Genomic DNA, 21,145 nt, shown 5'->3' on the forward strand with positions numbered 1-21,145 from the left:
TTATTTGTTTAAAGGATATACAACGAGCGAGGCCGACTTCTTCTTGCCGCCGCACTTAACTGATATGCTGTTGTATGGCTCTGACGGGAACACGAGGTTGGTCATAACCGAGCGTCCGCCGTTGGCAAAGGCCTCAACGCTGCAGTTGTCTACATAAAGGCGCAGCTCGTTGAGCTTAGATCCTACAACGGGGGCCACAGACACGGCAGGGAACTGGTCGCTGAACGAAACGTTTCCGCTCTTGCGGCGGTCGAAACTCAGAGAGCCTTTGGCTGCATCATACATCATGCTTACGTTCTCGCCCTTTGTGTTAGAGAGCACAAGTTCAACGTTGCCGGCATTGTCATTGCCCAGAGTGAGCACCACCTCATAGGTGCCGCGCGGCTTGCTGAACATCTTGCTTATGGTATTCGAGCCTGAAATATTCTTCTTCACGGCAGCCTTTCCTCTCATTTTCTCGTTCTCTACAGAAGGCTTCGATGCCAGATATTCTGTCGTTCCGTCTGTATAGAGATACAGGTCGCGCGCAATGGTGTTGGCACTTCTATACTGCTGTGTGGGCGCCTGGTTGGCATACTGCCAGTTGCTCATCCAGCCTATCATTATGCGGCGTCCGTCGGGAGCGTTGTCAAAAGTTACTCCGGCATAGTTGTCCTTGCCATAGTCGGCCCATTTTGTAACCTCGGGCTTTGTGTCACAGGTAAACTTGTGGCCGTCGAATGTTCCGGTGAAATACTGTGTGGCGCTGCCGCCTGCAGGTCCGCCGGGGTTTATGTTGCACACAAGCACCCACTTGCTGTAGTTTTTGCCTTCAACAGGCAGTTCAAAGAGGTCGGGGCACTCCCACACGCCCTCATGGCATCCGTAGCCCTTGCCGAAGCTGCTCTCATAGGTCCAGTCTTTCAGGTTGGCCGAAGAGTATATGCGCATCTCCTGCCCTGCTGCCAGAATCAGAATCCAGCGGCCGCTCTTTTCGTGACGGAACACGTGCGGATCGCGGAAGTCTGGCACGTCGGCAGTCAGAATTGGGTTGCCGTCATATTTGGTAAATGTCTTTCCGTTGTCAGTGCTGTAGGCCATGCTCTGCGTCTGGTTCTCGCCTGCCGTGGTGTAGAATGCCACTACGGCTCCGGCACCAAACCCGGCGGTATTGTCCTTGTCAACCACACAGCTGCCGCTGAAGATTGTGCCAAGGCCGTCGGGTTCAATGGCCAAGCCTTCGTCGGTCCAGTTTACGAGGTCACGGCTTGAGGAGTGTCCCCAGGTCATGTTCTCCCATTGTGAACCGTACGGATTGTATTGATAATAAAGATTGTATACGCCGTCTTTATAGAACATTCCGTTAGGGTCGTTCATCCAGCCGTATGCAGGCGTGTGATGATATGCGGGACGGAACTTCTCGCGGTTAGCAGTGTCAAAGGTGTCGGCATATGAAATGTTCTTCCAGCAGGCATAATCCTTCATTGCCGTAGGCTTGCCGTCAACTCCGTTTACATGGAAGTCGAACAACACCTTCTTGCCGCCAAGCTTCGAGATGTCCAGCGGAACGTAATAGTCTATATTGTCTGTGGCAAGCTTTACGTTCAATGTCTTTACAACATTATTGTCAACAATCACTTTGACATTGGCTATTTCTGATGACTCCTGCACAGGCAGCAGCACGTAGCGGCTATTGCCCTCAGCGCGCATAATACAATGCGACTTGCTCAGGAAAGACACATTACAATTCTGTGCAGCCACCTGAAAAGAGGCTGTTCCAAGAAGTAATGCTACAAGTATATTTCTTATTTTCATGATTATATTCTTTATATATCCTAAAAATTTTTCTCTATTCAAGACGGAACGGTTAATATTTTGCAGGTTCTGATCAGAGCTGTTATTTGTTCAAAATACGTTTCAGCACTTAACAAGGCACACTCTTCTGTTATGCTGTATCCTTTATGAATCTGCAATGTCGGCAGCATTCCTGCACGCTGCACCTACACGACCGCCGTCATTATAATTTTACCAATGTATACAATATTGGCAATATCCTTTTAAAAACAATCTTATTACCTTTAAAAGATACATCCGCACGAAATCTTATGCAAAATACATCGCACATCCGCCGGATGTATCTTCATCAACTTAAAATACCTATCATCTTCTATTCCATGAATGCAACCGGCAATTATCCTTTAATCATAATTCTGATTCTGGGTGTATAATCCAGGTATGTAGAACAACTGATTATAAGGTATCGGGAAGAACTCGTTCTTGCCTGCCGTAAAGTGAGCATCGCGGTAATACTGTCCGTAATGCTGTTCCCTGGCACTTGTAACATTGCCGTTTTCATCGTATGATACTGGCGCGCCTTCCATCACGTTGCCGTTGTGGTCGAAGAAGCTGTATGTAGAGTTCTGCTCGCTTGCGAAGTAAGCGTTAAGTGTCTGAGAAGCAACACCCCAACGGCGCAGGTCGAAGAAGCGTCCGTTCTCCATAGCCATCTCAAGACGGCGCTCCCAGCGCAGGCACTTGCGTGCGTTCTCCTTGTTGTCGAAATACGGAGAAACAGGATATTCTGCTATCTGGCACTGGTCGGCAGCATATTCAATGTGCTTGTTCACAGAGTTGGCAGCACGGCGTCTGATATCGTTGATGATGACGCGGGCCTCAGACAGACGGCCGAGTTCGATAAGTGCTTCAGCACGCATAAGCATGACATCTGTATAACGTATTACATAGTCGTTTGTTGCAAAAGCCTGCCATGAATCATTGAAGGTCTCACCCTTAGAACGCTGCGGAACTTCCTTAAGCGATGTATAATAGCCATAGTCGGTAGCGTCGCGAGAGTTAGCCATAGTCTGCGTATATTCCTTCTCGTATTTGTATGGGAAAGATGGCATTCCTACAGTATGGAACAATCTCGGATCCCACTTCTGTGCAGTAGGCTGTCCGTTGATAGGATAGTCAACACTGTCGTTGTAATTGTCAAACATTGGCAGACCGTCCTTTGTCTTGAAGGCATTTACGAGGTTCTGAGAAGGCTTGTGGAAATCCCATCCGCAAGACCACATACCCCAGCAGCCGTTAAGCATTACCGACCAGTTGGCACGGCCGTAAGTAGTATGGTCATCCTCATAGTCAGAACACTGTACTGCAAACACAGACTCTTTACTGTTCTTATATTCGGGAAGGAAAATGTCGCCATAATCCTCGAGATAACCGTAATCAGAGTTGACAACTTCGTCGGTGTATATCACAACGCTGTCCATATAGTTTGTGTTGATGTGGTCAACACCTGTACCTGCTTCATATCCGTTACCCCATGCGAGGTTAAGATAGCATTTTGCAAGGTATGCAGCGGCTGCCACCTTGTTGGCACGGCCGTCCTGGCCCGGCTCTTTTACCGGCAAAACATCGTAAGCAACCTTAAAGTCGCTGATAATCTTGCCGAAGAGTTCTTCATAAGTGTACTGGTCATTTCTTACAGACTCCTGTGTTCCGTCATCTTCTACCCTCTCATCAATCCAAGGTATTTTACGGAATACGGTGAGCAGCTTATAGTAGAAATGACCACGGAGGAATTTAACCTCAGCCACACGCTGGCGTGTAGTCTCGGCTCCGAGCTTGCTCTCGCCGTTACGTTCAAGTGACAGCAATGCACGGTTGCAGCGAGACACGGCACAATAAAGACGATACCACAGCTCGTCCATCTCACCCGGAGTGGTAGAAGTCAGTGTTGTCCATATATCCATGGCATGATATCCTGTATCATTAGGTCCGCTTCCACCCTTAAGACAGTCGTCAGACGTTATGTCTCCATAAGGAAAGAGATTAAACGGATATGAGAACCAGCAGTCGCCGAGCATGGCGTAAGCAGAGGTTACCATTCCTTCAGGATCAGAAAAGGCCTTATCCTCGTCTACCACAGCAGTAGGAGTATAGTCAAGAAAATCGTCACAGCTTGTCAGCGTAAGGCCCAGGACGCATGCTGCTAATATGCTATATATCTTTTTCATTTTGATAAATCGTTAAAATGTTAGAAACTTAATTGTAATCCGAATGAGAGTGATGTTGACAACGGATAGTTCCAGTCCGGGTTCTCCGGATCAGGACATGTAAGGCTTGAACTCTTTATTGTAAGCAGGTTCTGGCCTGAAAGATAAACGCGTGCACTTGTCATCTTAAGCTTTGAAATAAGACTTGAAGGGAATGTGTATCCCACCTGCAGCGTACGCAGTTTCAGATAAGATCCGTTCTCAACGAAATAGCTTGATGCGCGGCCTTCGTCGGCAGTATTGGTCGTTGACAGCCTCGGGATGGTTGAGCCGGTATTGTTGGTGTTCCATGCGTTGAGCAGTCGGTTACCCTTGTTAGATCCTGCGTCAGTAACAGCCCAAAAGTCTGTCTGGAATTTCTGGTTGTTATAAACATCCTTGTCGTAAACGCCCTGCCAGAACATGCTCAGGTCGAAACCTTTATATGTAAGGCCTATGTTGATGCCATAAGAGAACTTAGGAACGGGATTGTAGATCCAATCCTGGTCATCAGAGTTGATAACACCATTCTTGTCGAGGTCGGCGTATTTAAGTCCGCCTACACGCGCATTGGCCTGACCGGATGCATTAACTTCCTCTTGTGTCTGATAAAGTCCCTCAACAACGTATCCTACTATTGAACCATAAGGCTGTCCTGACTCTACGAGATTCTCCTTAGACGTATGAGCATAAGAGCCTGTTGCTGTTTCGGGCAGTGATGTAACCTTGTTGCGGAAAAAGTCGGCGTTGGCGTTGATGTCGAGTCCAAGTCCGCATGGCAGTGTCTTGCGGTATCCGAGCATAAACTCCATACCCCAGTTGCGCAGCGAAGGACCATTCATCCATGTTGCACCACCCTCGCCCTTTGTACCGATATATGCCGGATTGATAAGCATGTCGTCAACATCCTTGATATACCAGTCGATAGAACCATAGAGCATGTTGTGGAACAGCGTAAAGTCTGTACCTATATTATATTGTGTGGCCGACTCCCACTTCAGGTTTGCATTAGGCAGCTGTGTGGCACGGTATCCAGAAGGGAATGTGCCCGAGCCCTGAAGGAAAAGGTCATAGGCTGTAGAGGTTATACGGTCTAATCCATAATCAGCGACATACAGTCCGAATTGTGCGTTATTGTCTATAGCCTGGTTACCGGTCTTACCCCATGACAAACGTATTTTCCAGTCGTCTAACCAGTCTTTTTCAAGCAGTTTGGATACACGGAAGCCTAATGTGGCTGCGGGGAATGTACCCCAGCGGTTGCCCTTGCCGAAACGTGAAGAACCGTCGCGGCGCATCGTGAACGAAGCCAAGATAAGATCATCATAATTATAGTCAACCTTACCGAAGAAAGAAGCGAGCCTGTATCCTACCATTGCGCCGGCAACGCGGGCTGTGCCTGTTGCAGCGTTAGGCCACATATAGTCAGGATCTTCGAGTGCATAGCCTTCATTGTAGCCTGACCAGTCGATAGAGTTCTGCTTTGACAACTCGACACCCAGCAGAACAGAGAAATCATGCTTGTCGGCAAGCGTAAAGTTGTAAGTGGCTGTGTTAGACCATGTCCAGTTCATATCATTCTTGTTAGAGAGCGTTGTGCTTGCAACGTTGTTGTTGACGATATCTGAATGGAATGTATGATTCATCGACTGTATAAAAGATGTATAGAAGTCGATACCGAAACTTGAACGGAGCACAAGGCCTTCAATCGGCTTCAGCTCTACGTATGCATTACCGAACAGACGCCAGTAGTCAAGATGGTTATCACGGTTCTGATACATCTCGCGGAGCGGGTTCTGACGGTCGGACATGCTTCCTACAGGACCACCGAATGTTGTTCCGTCAGTCTCATATACCGGCACGATAGGAGCCATTTTCAAGGCATTCTCCATTGGCGCACAGTCAACTTGTCTCGACCATGTTATGGTGAAGTTTTCGCCTACTGTAAGATTCTTGTTAATGTTGTAAGAAGAATTCATTCTGGCAGAAATATTCTCAAACGAAGTATACTTCAATATACCCTCGTTCTTTTTGTATCCTAAAGAGAATAATGCCGAATATTTGTCTGTTGCGTTAGATATAGACAGGTCGTAGTTCTGAGAGAAGCCTGTACGCGAAATCTCGTCAAGCCAGTCTGTATCTGAATATTTCATTGTTTTTGCGCTGTTGATAAATCCGTCATAACGGCCGTTTACAGTATAATTCTCATACTGTTCTGTTGCCGGATTCCATACCGTGATAGGGGTTCCGTTGGCAGCATTGAGATTAAGTCCGTAGTTGGCTGCATATGTAACAGGGTCTATTCCGTCGTTCAGGGCTGCCTGAGCCATTGCAGTGGCATATTCGGCAGAGTTACACAGGTTCATCAATGACTGTGATGTGTAGAACGAAGCCGTAAGATTTGCAGAGAAGTCAACCTTCATCTTGCCGCCTTTCTTACCCTGCTTTGTCGTGATAATGATGACGCCGTTAGACGCGCGCGAACCATAGATAGAAGCAGAAGCCGCATCCTTAAGCACCTGCATGCTCTCAATGTCGTTAGTGTTAAGAGAGTTGAGAGACATTGTTGTTGGCACACCGTCGATTACGAAAAGCGGGTCTTGTGAAGAGTTGAACGAACCGATACCACGTATTCTTACTGTTCCTGTTCCTATTGGCGAACCGTTGCCTGTAACAGTCATACCCGGAACACGGCCCTGCAATGCACGCATCGGGTCGGCATCCGGACTTGTCTTCAGGTCGTCTGTCGAAACTACAGACACAGATCCTGTAAGGTCGGCTTTACGCTGAGTGGTATAACCTGTTACAACAAGTTCGTCCATAATGTTTCCGGCTTCCTCGAGCTTTACAACCATGTTCTGACGCGCCGGAAGCGTCACTGTGTTGTAACCTACATAAGAAATTCTGATCTTGGCGCCTTCCTTCACCTTTAATTTAAAGTTTCCGTCTATGTCGGTTACAGCACCGTTTGTCGTACCTTCTTCAAGCACACTGGCTCCAATAACCGTCTCACCTTGATCGTCTTTCACCGTACCGCTGACTTCCATCGTTGTCTGAGCCGTGGCATACAAGCCGAAACTCATTAAGACGAAGAACAGCACAATACGCTTTACGCTTGATAGCATTAGTTTAATGTTCTTCATATTTTTACTGCGTTTTTATGGTTTAATAAATTGTTTATCGTGACTTTTGTCGCTAGCAAAATTATTTAGATTATGAAATTTCTGTTAACAATTTTATACCAATGAATTAAAAATTTCGTTCATGTAACAAAATTTACATACTTTGTACGATTTCTGTGGCCTATTTTGCCCGTTTCATGGCCAATAAAGCCTAAAAGGGCTACACACTTATTAACATTTTCTTTATATTCCTTGATGCGGCAACAGAGATATGCCGTGGCTGGACACGGCGGCAGGGCAGGAATGAACAGACAGGACGAACAATAATGCAGACGAATCCCGAAGATAAATATGAGGTTAAGAAGTCTTGTTTTGTCTGGTTGGCACCGGGAATGAAAAGAGAGAGTGTGTCAAAACTAAAATGGGCACTCTACAAAGTTACAGATTATAACCATAGCACTAAAAAGGGTCGTATAAAACTCTGTATTGAGTAATTATACGACCCTTCATTTAGCTTTTTGGAGATGCTCAAGTTTCAAATTATCAGCTCATATTTTTTAAGAATGAAGTTTTGATACACACCACGCAATAATTATTTTTTGCTGATATTTATCTGACAAGCCGACTACACGCCGCGGCCCTCGTTGGGCAGATGGCCGAAATAGTCTTTAAAACACTTGGTGAAATAAGACGGCGACGAGAAGCCTACATCGTAGGATATCTCCGACACGGTCTTCGATGTGGTGCGCAGCAGCTGCTCGGCGGCCTTCAGGCGCGTTATGCGTATTATCTCAACGGGCGACGAACCTGTGAGCTGCTTCACCTTACGGTAGAGCTGCACGCGACTAAGGCCGAGTTCGGCGGCAAGAGTCTCCACATTGAGCTCTGAGTCAGACAGATGCTCCTTCAGGCGATGTCTGAAGTCGGCCACAAAGCGTGTATCAGGATCGTCGGCAGCCTTGTCCTCCTCTGCCTCGGCACCCGAATAGATATTTTTCAGTTTCATGCGCTCATTGAGCAGATTGCGCACGCGCGACAGCAGCACGTTGCTGCTGAAGGGCTTGGTTATGTAGGCGTCAGCGCCGCAGTCGTAGCCCTCGGCGCGCTGGTCGTCGAAGGTGCGGGCCGTGAGCAGTATGACGGGCACATGACTCGTGGCCGTCTCCGCCTTAAGCCGGCGGCACATCTCAAGACCGTCCATCACGGGCATCATCACGTCGCAGATAACCAGGTCGGGCACATACTTGACGCACAAGGCGAGGCCCTCGCGGCCGTCGGACGCGCACTTGACATCGTAGTGGGCCGAGAGCAGGCTGACGATATAGTCTTTAACGTCGCTGTTGTCGTCTACCACCACTATCGACTTGCGCTCGCCGTCGTCCTGTGCCGTCATCATCTCCACGCCGCCGCTCATAGGTATGTCTGCCGGAACGCTGTCGCCTGTCTCCAAAGCTGCTGCATCAGGCTGCTCCACTATGGTTTCTCCGGGCTGCGTCAGCGGCAGACTCACCGTAAACGTTGCCCCGCCGTCGGCGTTGGCCTCTGCCGTAACCTGTCCGTGATGAAGGTCGACAAAGGCCTTTACTATGGCAAGCCCGATGCCCGTGCCTCCGCGGTTTTCGGCTGATGCCTGGAAGAAGCGGTCGAACACGTGGTTAATCTTGTCGCGCGGTATGCCTATACCCGTATCGCTTACGGTCAGGCGCGCCATGCCGCCGTCGGCAGCAAGACTTATCCTCACTCTGCCGCCCTTGCGGTTGTATTTTATGGCGTTGCTGATAAGATTATAGCATATACGCTCCATCTTATACAGGTCGGCCTCTATGTTTATGTCGTGGCCGCAGTCAACGCTCAGCTCCACGTCCCTGCTGTCGGCCAGCGGCGCAAAGTTGGCCACCCACTGCCCTACGCTGTCCGACAGGTTGAAGCGGCTCACGGTGAGCTGCATCTTGCCGTTCTGAATCTTGCGAAGGTCGAGAATCTCGCCAACAAGTCTGAGCATGACGTCGACATTCTTTCTTACCAGGCAGAGCATGGAGCGCTGCTGCGTGGTCAGGTTGTCGGCCTCGAGCATGCGCCTGACAGGGTCGGCAATGAGAGTGAGCGGTGTGCGGAACTCATGGCTTATGTTGGTGAAAAACACCAGCTTGGCGTTGGCTGCATCCTCGCGCATGCGCCGCTTTACTACGATGGTGCGGTAGAAGGCTACAAACGAGAGCACCAGCAGCACAAGGATGATGATGAACATCATGAGGTAGACCTTCTGATGGCTGTACTGCGTGAGATACATGTTCACGCGGTCGTGCATCATGTTAAGCTTGTCGTTTAGCTTGTTCATCTCTTCGGCCTGCATCAGCAGCACCTCGGCGTTGTCTTTGGTTACGAGGGCTGTCTTCATCAGGTTCTCGCGCTGGTAGGGATGCTTCTCAAGAATGCTCATGGCCAGCTGCATTACCATGTCGCCGCGCGTGGGATAGATATATGATGCGTCGAGCACGCCGTCGCGCACCAGCTCGATGCCTCCGCCCTTGCCCGGCAGGGCGTCAATGCCGATAAACTTTATGCGGCCTGCCAGTCCGCGTGCCTGGGCTGCCTGACGCGCACCTAGGGCCATGCGGTCGTTGTGTGCAAACACGTAGTCAATGTTGCCGCCCACGCTGTCGAGCATGGCCTCCATGGCCTTGCGCCCGCTCTGCTGCATCCATGTGCCGCTGCTCACGGCCACCAGCTCTATGCCCGGATAGTGCTTCAGGGCATCGGCAAAGCCCTGATGGCGCTCTATGGCCGGCGACGAGCCTTTAAGGCCCGTAATCTCCAGGACACGCCCCTTGCCGCCAAGGCGCGAAGCGATATATTCGCCCATGGTGCGCCCCATCTTTACGTTGTCGGCGCCGATAAATGCCGTGTATTTGTCTGAACCGGTCTTGCGGTCGAAAAGTATTACGGGTATGCCTTTGTTGTATGCGTTCTCGATGGCCGGCGTAACGGTGTTCATCTGGTTTGGGGCGACAATAAGGATGTCGACGCCATCGTTTACAAAGCCGTTTATCTGCTCAGTCTGCCTTACGTTGTCGTCGTTGGCCGAGGCCACCCTCAACGTGACGTTGTCGTAAAGATAAGTGCCGGCAAGCATCTCGGTGTTGAGCTTTTCGCGCCAGATGTCCTCGCTGCACTGCGACATGGCTATAACATACTCCTTACGGTCGGAACAGGCCGTCATGAGCGTTAACATCAATAAAGACAAAACGTAAGCAATATTTTTCATAGTCTGACCTCTGTTGGTTAATGCCTCACATAAGAGGCTATCCTGCATTGGATAAAAAACTTTTTTGAAAGAAAGAGCAGCGGCACGCATGCCTTAGGAAACGGGCGGCCAACATGCCGCTGCTCTTTATATATTATATAAGATGTGTAAACAGAAGCATCATACGTATGCCCTGCTGAAGCTGCGGGCCGGCATAACGCAGCCAAAGAATTTGGCAGGCACGACTGACATACACATCACAGGTTTCAGTAACATGACATCAACATTATTTGTCGAGTCTCCATACGCAGCCGTCCTTGGTGTCTTTCACCTCGAATCCGGCAGCAGCCAGCTCGTCGCGTATGCGGTCGCTTGTGGCCCAGTCTTTCTCAGCCTTTGCCTTTGCTCTGAGGCTCAGCACCATGTCTACCACCTTGCCGTAGGCTTCCTCGCGTGCGTCAGACGAGTTGCCCTTCTCTTCCTTCAGTCCGAGCAGATCTATCGCAAAGAGGCGCATCGTGTCGGCAAGCTCCTTCAGGCAGTCGGCACAGATATTGGCCTTGTGGTCGAGCAGCTTGTTGACCACTCCGCAGGCCTCAAACAGATAGCTGATAACCTGAGGTGTGGCAAGGTCGTCGTTCATGGCGTCGTAGCACTTCTGGCGCAGGTTCTTCACAAACTCCTCGGTCTGCGCGTCGCACTTGTCTGACACGGGCACGCGGTCTAAGTCGGCGATGCCTGACATCAGTCGGGCCAGTCCCTTCTCGCTTGCCAGCAGGGCTTCGTTAGAGAAGTCTACCGTGCCGCGGTAGTGGGCAGAGAGGATGAAGAAGCGTATCGTCATGGGCGAATAAGCCTTGTCGAGGCTCGGATGGTTGCCCGTGAAGAACTGCTCGAGCGTGATGAAGTTGCCGAGGCTCTTGCCCATCTTCTGTCCGTTGATGGTTATCATGTTGTTATGCATCCAGTATTTCACCATCTGGTCGCCCTGGCTTGCCACGGCCTGCGCAATCTCGCACTCATGATGCGGGAACACGAGGTCCATGCCTCCGCCGTGTATGTCGAAGTGGTCGCCGAGATACTTGCGTCCCATGGCCGTACACTCGCAGTGCCATCCTGGGAAACCGTCGCTCCAGGGGCTCGGCCAGCGCATGATGTGCTCGGGCTGCGCCTTCTTCCACAAGGCGAAGTCGGCCTGGTTGCGCTTCTCGCCCACACCGTCGAGCTGGCGGCTGGCGTTGATAACGTCGTCGAGGTTGCGTCCCGACAGTATGCCGTAGTGATATTTCTCGTTATATTTTGCGATGTCGAAATAGATGCTGCCGTTGCTCTCATAGGCAAAGCCGTTGTCTATAATCTGCTTCACCAGCTCCTCCTGCTCTATGATGTGTCCCGTGGCGTGAGGCTCAATGCTTGGCGGCAGCACGTTGAGCGCCCTCATGGCGTCGTGATAGCGGTTGGTGTAGTGCTGTGCTATCTCCATAGGCTCGAGCTGCTCCAGACGTGCCTTCTTTGCTATCTTGTCGTCGCCATCGTCGGCATCATGCTCCAGATGGCCCACGTCGGTGATGTTTCTGACGTAGCGCACCTTATAGCCCTGATGCTTGAGGTAGCGGAACAGGATGTCGAAGGTTATTGCCGGGCGTGCATGGCCCAGATGCGGATCGCCATACACTGTAGGGCCGCACACATACATGCCCACATTGGGGCTGTGGATAGGCACAAAGAGCTCCTTACGGCGGCTCAGAGTGTTATATATAAAAAACTTTTGTTCCATATTTTATTGTTTAAAATTAAACATGTCATTAACAGAATGATAACGCAACCCGACAACAAAACCACCAAGATACGTTTGAGCGTTATGCCGAGATGCAGATTATCTTATGCAAAGATAATGCAAATCGAGAGCAGAAACATCAAGCGTGCTTGAATGTTATGCCGAGATGCAGCTTATTATTATGCAAAGATAACGCAAATCGAGAGCAGAATCGCCAAACCACGTTTGAGTGTTATGCCGAGATGCAGCTTATATTATGCAAAGATAACGCAAATCATTGGTTTAACAAAATCAATGCAATGTTTTTTGAAAATATGTCAAAAGTGAACATCAGAAGCCACGCCTCTCATTTATATGCCACGGATAAAAATATTCGCTGAATAAGATTTCACATTCCGGCTATTTATACTTGAATCACATTAAAGCCCCAATCTGTTATTAAAATTCGGTCGGGATTTTTGTTTTATCTGAGCAGATTTTCGTTAAATTTTTCACAGCACTTTTATGACTGGCTACGCCGAAGTTAAAAGAGTTCAAGCAGTTAGAGTCAAATGCCAACGTAGTGCTTGCGACAAGAAGCAACAAGACTTTTGGAGCCTCCAAGTAGTGCAATGTAGGGACGCCCTCAGGTGCGTCCACATATCATCAAACATTCCATTTTATCGTAAACCATTGTAATACAAAGATTATCGGGAAATGCTGTTTAATTAGCCTGCGCTGAACTTGGTTTGCGCTTAGCGCCTTGCGCCAATAGAAATAAAAAGACGGACTGAAAACTGGAATGCACAAAATTGATAAAGCTACGTGCAATCTAATGACTGATTTGGGGTAACAGACAGGCTGCAACAGCGCCTGCCTCCATTAGCTGCAAAAAATCATAAGGAGAAAGCACGATTATGCTTAAAGAACATTCAGAGAGAAAGGCGGGAAAAGAAAAACTGTAATCAAAATCAGGCGTACAGGTTTCAAATCATTAACCTATCGTTTACGCATCGTAACTCGGCCACTTTTCACCCAAAAGTGGCATGTTTTTGAAGCCCAAACCGGCCTTTTGATTTTCATGTTTTGGCGAGTGGCTTGTTGAGAAGATGCAGAGAGGCATCAGCAGGCATGTATCACAGCCTGCCACATGGCGAAAGAGACGCTGCGCACCATAAGGGATGACAAAAGGACGTGCCGCCCAATTTCCCATGAAAGGAACCGGACGGCACGGAAAATATCAACTTAGCCCTTAAACGAAATTAAAGGCAGAAAGCAGGAACATCAAAACTAGCATTTCGGGTGGATGTCGAGCTTAACAGGGCGAACCATGTTCTTGGCATCAAGGATGGTGTCGAGATCTTCCTGAGTAAGTATTCCTTCCTCAAGCACAAGCTCAACAACGCCGCGGCCTGTCTCCATGGCCTTCTTGGCAATCTCTGTAGAATGCTCGTAACCGATGTAGGGGTTGAGGGCTGTAACGATACCGATGCTGCGGTTAACCTCGCGGCGGCAGTTATCCTCGTTGGCAGTAATGCCGTCAACACAGAGCGTGCGCAGTGTGTCGCATGCGTTGGCCATAAGGTCTACTGACTCGAAGCAGCACTGAGCCATGACAGGCTCCATGGCGTTAAGCTCCATCTGGGCAGCCTCGCCGGCCATGGTGACACAAAGCTCGTTGCCGATAATCTTGAACGCAACCTGGCTTACAACCTCAGGAATAACAGGATTTACCTTTCCGGGCATTATTGACGAACCGGGCTGACGTGCCGGGAGATTGATTTCTCCTAAACCGCAGCGCGGACCGCTGGCCAGCAGTCGAAGGTCGTTGCTTATCTTGCTCATCTTAACGGCGATGCGCTTCAGCTCTGACATATAGCCTATCATGCAAGATGTGTCTGAGGTTACGCCCACGAGGTCTTTTGCGAGAGTGATGTCCCATCCGGTAATCTCTGCCAAAGCCTTAACACACTTCTCTGCGTAGCCCGGCTCAGAGCAGATGCCCGTACCTATGGCAGTTGCGCCCATGTTGACCTCAAGGAAGTCGGCTGCAGCCTGGTCGAGATGCAGCAGCTCTGCCTCGAGTATGCTTGCAAAGCCTGAGAAGGTCTGTCCGAGAGTCATCGGCACAGCGTCCTCGAGCTGAGTGCGTCCCATCTTTACGATGTGTGCAAACTCTTCCGACTTCTTGCGGAATGCCGCGATAAGCTCTTTGATATGTGGAACAAGGGCAAGATGGCTGGCATACATGCCCATGTGGATAGCCGTAGGATATGCGTCGTTGGTAGACTGTGAGCGGTTCACGTGGTCGTGAGAAGAGCAGTGCTCATAGTCGCCCGGCTTGAAGCCCATGTGTTTCAGCGCAATGTTGGCGATAACCTCGTTGGCGTTCATATTGGTGCTGGTGCCTGCTCCGCCCTGAATCATGTCCACGGGGAACTGGTCGTGATACTTGCCGGCCAGTATGTCCTGACAAGCAGCCTTGATACCCTCATACTGGGCATCGGTAAGCAGCCCGAGCTGATGGTTTGCCTCAGCAGCAGCCCACTTTGTGTATGCCAGACCGTTGATGAACAGAGGATACTGGCTGAGTTTGAACTTACTGATTGAGAAATTCTCAACGCCGCGCAATGTCTGTATGCCATACAATGCGTCTGCCGGAATCTCACGTGCGCCGAGGAGGTCGTGCTCCATACGGATATTCTTTTCTGAATTCATAGTTTTAAGGTTTATATTTCAATTATGTGTTTTTACTATATAATTAAGGTGTTTCGGCATTATGTTCTGCCTCCTTCCTTTCAGTGTCAAAGATAGTGCTAACTTTTCATTGTGCCAAACATTATCAGGTTTTTAACACATCAAACGCACGTATTAGCGTAAAACAGACTAAAAAGCAGTACATATATCTTACAAATAGTCAACAAACGGCAAACTTGGCACCGTCATCTACTCACCGGCAGTCATCTGTCCTATCCCCGTTCTTTCCGGTATGTCCTCACAACTGGCATAAAAAAATGATGGGAGCATCCTCACGGACACTCCCATTCTCTCCTGCAACTTGACCTGTCGGTCAAAATATAAAAAACTTACCTAACTCTTATTTTCGTCACCTGCGAGCCGCTCTCTGTCTCTGTGCGCACGACAACCATGCCGCTGTCGACACCATTGAGAGTGCAGGTGAAGCTGCCGTTGGGCGATACTTTCTTCAGAAGTGCACCGCCTGCCGACCATACGCTCACTGAACGCAGAGCCGTGTCTGACGTAACGACAACCTGGCGCGGAACGATAGAGCTTACGCTGACGTTGCCCTCTGCGCCCGTTTCGGTTATGCCCGTTGTGCCCGAGCCGTGACCTATCAGGAAGTAGCGGCCGTATGACGGACCGTTCACCGTGAGCTGATAGCCTTCGTAGAGCGGTGTCTCGCTCTGCAGCTCGGCGTCGTAGATAGCGGCATCCTTAACGGCTGCCACGCCGCTGAACGTAAGGGTTACAACTGAGCCGTCGGCTGCCGTAACGCCTAACGGTATGCGCTGTGCGTCTTTCAGCTGGTTGACGCTCACTGCCGTGTTGCCGGCTACGGTGTAAACCTTAGGAGCGTTGTCAGCATTGCCTGTCAGTCCACTAATCATCTGTGCGTCCTCCATGCCGAAGCCGTTGCTTGCCGAAGCGGCATAGCGCACAGCCGCGCTGCTTGAGCCTTCAGCGTCTTCTGCCGTTATCTTGAGAGAAACGGTCTGTGAGCCTTCACCTGTTGAAGTTGTTTCAAACTTCTGCATGTCAGCAGTGAATTTAACTTTAAAATTGCCCTTTTCATCAGGTGTTGCTTTTTCAGCTATTTGAACATAGAACACAGAATATGGTGCAATGAGAGATGTGTTCTCTGACCATGTCTTATTACTTTCATCATAAGTTACAGCCGCTGTTGTTAGATCTGAGCTAATCCAATATTTCTGTGCCAGCACGTCGCTATTGCTCTCAACAAACGCCTGAACATCGAGAGGAGCCATAAACGGATTACCTACCATCAGATACTTGCCGTCAGCAGACGGAGTAAGCGTAGTCGTAACATCATTTTGAGGATTGTATTTTAAAGGATTGCTTCTATCCAACAAACCTGTCACAAGCAGCTTGCCTGCATTGGTACGGTCAACGCTTTTATCCTCCTCAGCAGTACTTACATCATAACTTTTATCAGCCTTCGGGAAACGGAACAGCAATGATGTTGCATCTTTAAGTACACCCTTGATAGAGAATCCGCCACCTGCAACATAAGGCACGCTTGCGTCGTTGTATGCAGAGCTCCATTCTGTAGTAAATGATACAGGAGTATTCGTACCTTGCAAGTTTTCAACGATATTTGCTCCTGTACTCCAGCTACGCTGGTAAACGGCAGGATTCAGGCGGCTATAGCCTCCATCAGTGAAGTTGATATCCTTGAAATACTCTGTCTCTTGCTTTCCTGTTGTAGGAGCATACCAGTCGCCGGCAACAACGCCCTGCAGCGGTGTGCTTACGGCTGTCCACTGTCCCGGAGTAACCTCCACGTCTGTCCACGCCTTGTTATAGAGCAGCTGCTCAGCATGCAGCATCTGTGCGCCCAGTTCAAAGTGGATGTCGCGGCAGATATTCACGCGGTAGCGCTGAGTGGTGAGCGCTCCGTCTTTTTCATAAGCCATCAGGTCATACTGAATATTCTCTGTCGGCAGTTCCATATAATCCGGACGGCTCGAATTTGTCCATGCGCCGCCATCGCCATATCCTGCCATATAAAGCTCAGCCTTGCTTCCTTCTGGCATGACAACATTAGAGAACAGCATCGGCACGAAACCATTTTCAGTGGTATTAGCCTCATTAGTCAGATAGCTGTCGTCAGCAGCCTTCTTCAATACGGATTTATCCGCACGCTTCCAGTTGGCATCATTATTCCAGTTGCTTGTAGCGTCCGCACCGCTCCATACCAGATTTTCAGGAACCACCTTCATGTCGACTGTGAACACACCAAAACATGCGTTGTTTACATCCAATCCATGCTCCTCAAAGTGAACGGCAAACGTATATGTATATCCTTCCTTGGGCTGAAACTGGAAGCCGTTTTCTTGTTCCGTAGTGGTGTCGAAATAAATATTCATGTGGTCGTTATATTGCGATCCCTCGACATAAGGCTCAGCATACAACTCTGTCAAATATCCTACCGGCAACGAATACTCGCTAAAGTCAGCAGGGAAGAACGTTTCGTTGTTGTATTCCGGATCATCCGTGCCTACAAGATAGATATTCTTGAACACTTCTGAAGAAACAGAAGTTACCATACCTAATGATGTCGCATTACTATTTTCTGAAGAAAATTTAGCTCCACGCAAATCTACTCTCAACGGCTTGTCGGCTGTTGTCTCCTTTATCTGACTTAAGCCAATACGCAAACTTGGATTGAAATCGTCAGCAGGATATTTCACAGAGTTAAAGCCGGCATGCAGCTGCGGAGCATTACCCGAAGTAGTCAATACCAATGGTATATACGACCAACAAACAGCAGTCCATATATCCTCCGTTATTCCTCCAGGAGGCACTAATGTACGTATAGGCTGAACTACCAACTGTAACCCTGAATTCAAGAGAGTAATATCAAGGTTTTCTTTATGCAATACCAAAGGAGCATGCTGTCCGCCATCTTCACCCGATTTTTCCAGATAATGGCTGATTATATCATACATATCTTTCGTAAACGCCCCGTTACCTTCAGCAGGAACACCTGTCAAATCCTCATTGTCTGTATAAATATTACGGAAGGCCGTAAGAGCATCCAACAATGATACACCATACGTTGTATTAACTTCTGTATATTCATCCTCCGTACCGAAGAACCAATCAAAATATACGCCATCCTTTATTTCTGTATAAATTGCCGTACCATCATCATTTACACCTGTCGGCACGCGCAAATTGGCAGAGAAGTTGAACACCTGACCAGCACAGAAGTCTGTAGACGGGTCAACGACCTCTCCGTTTACACGTATCAGATTTTGGGCCGTAACATAAAACTCTGTCTTGATTACACAAGCATCATCTATATTATAATTAAAATCAGAAGCATCTAATGTTTGATTTGACGGATCGTGAGTATTAATAAGTAATATATATGGACGATTTGGAGTAAGAGCTGAATAGAAGTCAACACTAAGAGACCTAACATTGGCTTCATCCGTATATCCATAGAAATATGCCTTGCCATCATTCATATTATTTGCTGCAAGATTCGGACGTTGCGTTATATCATAAACCTTATTTTGATCAAAAGGCATCTTGAAATAAAGTGTATGGTATTTTCCATTATATCCTCCTTGTTCAGGATCTTCGTTATTTCCAACTTCTATCACTGAAGCCTCAACAGCTCCCTTATAGTCAGTCTCATGTCCTGATTCAGCCAAATAGTTATTATATTTTGTTTTGTCAACAAAACAAAAATCTATGGCATCCTCATCATTTGTTGTTTCATTGTAGCCAAGACGAGACAATAGCTGTTCCCAGTCAAGCTCAATGTTTGTCAAGGTGCGGTCGTTTGTACAAGTGGCCTCCAGCTGTGTAACCTTAGCGTTAGGAGACATAACATAAACGCGGATATCATCGATGTAAATATCACCACCATTTGTTGACGCACTGTTATTGTCTATCTGAAGGATATAGCTGTCATAATCATCACTATTGGTATTGATAAACGAGAAATAAACCTGCAACCAGTCGTTATTACCACCCGTTGTACCATTTCGCTCTTCAAATCCTGGTATTTTGCCAGCTAATCCGCCATCATTTCTATATGTAGCAGGAATCTGTCCAGTCTGGTATCTATAGATAGGTGTATAATCTTTTGTTGAACTTGTTCCTACGCCTCTATCCTTTACACCCATAATAGAAAACAGAGCTGCCGCATTATTTGCAGAGTCATCACCTCTAGCACACTTAACCCATGCAGTAACGAACAATTCCGTACCTGGACACAGTTTGCGATCGAAAGGCAGACGGGCAATAACACCAGGACGGTCAGATACGTCGGCATACAAGTGATATGTACTTTGATTGCCCTTGCTGTTATATCTTATCGGGTCTGCATCATCAGGAGCATTATATGTGTAGCCTGTCCATCCCCAATTACTCCCATCTTTATCTCTACATTCAACATATGAATTCAAGATGCCATAATATCCCCATTCCGGACAATGAGAACCTGTCGGGCCTGTAAAATCTCCATCTTCAACACCTCCGTCATAGAATCCATAGGTACTGCTACTCCATCCAAGCGGGAAGGGATAACACTGTGGCAAGCCATATTTTTCAGCCACAGCATCATCAAAGTCGAAGTTAAGCTCTGTGAGCAACTCATAGTTCTCCTTCAGATAGTCTGGCATACGATATCCATATGCACTGTTTTCTTTAGCATTCTCTTGGCTAACCTGCGTCTGTGTCAACAAACGTGACTCTTCTTTAAACGTAATATTATATCGTGCCACTAAAGTGCCATTCCTTGAAACATTAACTGTTGCTTTCGGATCGCTGCCGTCTGTCGGTGTATTTACAGACTGTGTATTGTCCGAATTTTTCACCGGATAATTTATAAATATTACACGGTTTTCACCAGATAAGGACGTTGTTAAAAGAGTTATACCGGCTGTATTGTTATCTAAGCTTACTGTTATATCACCATCTGCCTCATTTGTACCACCATTAGGCGTAAGATAGCTTCTGGCATCCATAGACAGCGCAACCATTTCATCTGTGTAGTCGGGCAAACGTGTGGCAGGCATGGTGATGTCCTTCTCTTCAATAGGCTTTCCTGCATTTAATTGCTTAGCAGCCCAACTGGTTTCATCCTCAATAACGCGGATAAAGTAAATAAAACGGTGAGACAATGTAGGCTCCCAATAACCACCATTGGCGAAACTTGAATTCTTTGAGTCGCTACTAAAATCTTCCGTAAAATCTGTATATCCTGAAACATCACATGCCACAAGATACCAGTTCTGATAACCAGTTTTAGGCACATAGAAATCCATGACATACAAGCAGGCCGAACTCAAGGGTTGGCCGATATAGCCATTTTTAAATCTATAGCCGGTGCCATTTGCAGCATTATTTCCTACAGCTGTTCCCGGTGTAAGATAATCCACGATATCACCACTACCGGTATTGCCTGTGGCAAATGTTCCCTCTGTAAGATAATTATACCAACGCTGATATGTCTTGTTGTTGGTTGTTCCATTAAGATAATCCGGCAACGTAAGGGTTACACTTGTGCCTGCATGCACATATATAGTGTCTATCAATGTATGAGCAGCCTGGATTTTAGTTTGATTATCATAAGCAATATTCATCGAAAGACTTTCATCTTCATCAAAGTTATCTGCTGCATTTATTGACATGGTCTTACGCAAATCGTACCACTTGGCAGGCTTATGCTTTATAGAAATTGAAGCCATATCACTTCCTAGAGCATAAAAATACGCTTCGCTCACTCCAACCTGATCCTCACTTCCCTTTGTAAAGGCCAGCATAACATAACGTCCTGTCAACGATCTATTCAGTACAATTATGTTGTTGGTACTACTTTGGTTCAACGATTGAGATGAAACCTGTGTCCAACTACCATTAACACTAGAAGAAGAAGAAATTGTGACAGCTCTTGCCACTCTTTTCGCTTCCTTCACAAACAACTCTATTTCCTTGATATTGGAATAATTATTACTGCCAACATCAATTATAACATAAGGGTTATTGTCACTACCTCTATTTTTCCACATTGTGTTTTCATTCCCATCAGTGACATAGGAAGTATACGAACCGCCTCCATTAGAGGAAACTTCCTGAACGGACGCATCAACCTTCTCAAGGGCTGTAGAAGAATACTGATCGCCATATGTCTGCGCTTCAATGTCAAGTCCGCAGAACGCAACACTAAGCAACAAAAACAATCTATATAAAGAATTTATGTATTTCATGTTTTATGTCCTCCTTT

General features: G+C 47.8%; 7 protein-coding genes. All 7 read right to left on the bottom strand.

Annotated elements, in window-relative coordinates:
- The 7 genes from ACU52_RS01785 to ACU52_RS01820 all read right to left on the bottom strand — a co-directional run bounded on the left by ACU52_RS01785 (window position 1) and on the right by ACU52_RS01820 (window position 21,128).
- Window positions 1-1,794: a glycoside hydrolase family 32 protein gene (locus ACU52_RS01785; protein ID WP_053397658.1), complete on the bottom strand. Its 1,794-nt coding sequence runs from the start codon at window positions 1,792-1,794 to the stop codon at window positions 1-3.
- A gap of 383 nt (window positions 1,795-2,177) precedes the next feature.
- Entirely contained in the window at window positions 2,178-4,001 is a 1,824-nt protein-coding gene (locus ACU52_RS01790; RefSeq protein WP_021854449.1) for a RagB/SusD family nutrient uptake outer membrane protein, read from the bottom strand.
- A 20-nt stretch (window positions 4,002-4,021) separates the two neighbouring features.
- Window positions 4,022-7,066, bottom strand: a complete 3,045-nt coding sequence (locus tag ACU52_RS01795; protein ID WP_394330564.1) for a SusC/RagA family TonB-linked outer membrane protein — start codon at window positions 7,064-7,066, stop codon at window positions 4,022-4,024.
- Between the two features lie 700 nt (window positions 7,067-7,766).
- Window positions 7,767-10,406, bottom strand: a complete 2,640-nt coding sequence (locus ACU52_RS01800; RefSeq protein WP_053397527.1) for a hybrid sensor histidine kinase/response regulator transcription factor — start codon at window positions 10,404-10,406, stop codon at window positions 7,767-7,769.
- A gap of 265 nt (window positions 10,407-10,671) precedes the next feature.
- A complete protein-coding gene (gene cysS, locus ACU52_RS01805) occupies window positions 10,672-12,162 on the bottom strand; it encodes a cysteine--tRNA ligase (RefSeq protein WP_053397528.1) in 1,491 nt (496 codons plus the stop codon).
- 1,269 nt (window positions 12,163-13,431) lie between these two features.
- Window positions 13,432-14,859 (bottom strand): aspartate ammonia-lyase, encoded by a 1,428-nt coding sequence (locus tag ACU52_RS01815; RefSeq protein WP_053397530.1) that lies wholly within the window; start codon window positions 14,857-14,859, stop codon window positions 13,432-13,434.
- A gap of 368 nt (window positions 14,860-15,227) precedes the next feature.
- Window positions 15,228-21,128, bottom strand: coding sequence for a discoidin domain-containing protein (locus tag ACU52_RS01820; RefSeq protein WP_082335112.1), 5,901 nt, complete (start codon window positions 21,126-21,128; stop codon window positions 15,228-15,230).
- Between the last annotated feature and the right edge of the window lie 17 nt (window positions 21,129-21,145).

This window comes from Xylanibacter rarus (assembly GCF_001275135.1).
Taxonomy (GTDB): Bacteria; Bacteroidota; Bacteroidia; order Bacteroidales; family Bacteroidaceae; genus Prevotella; species Prevotella rara.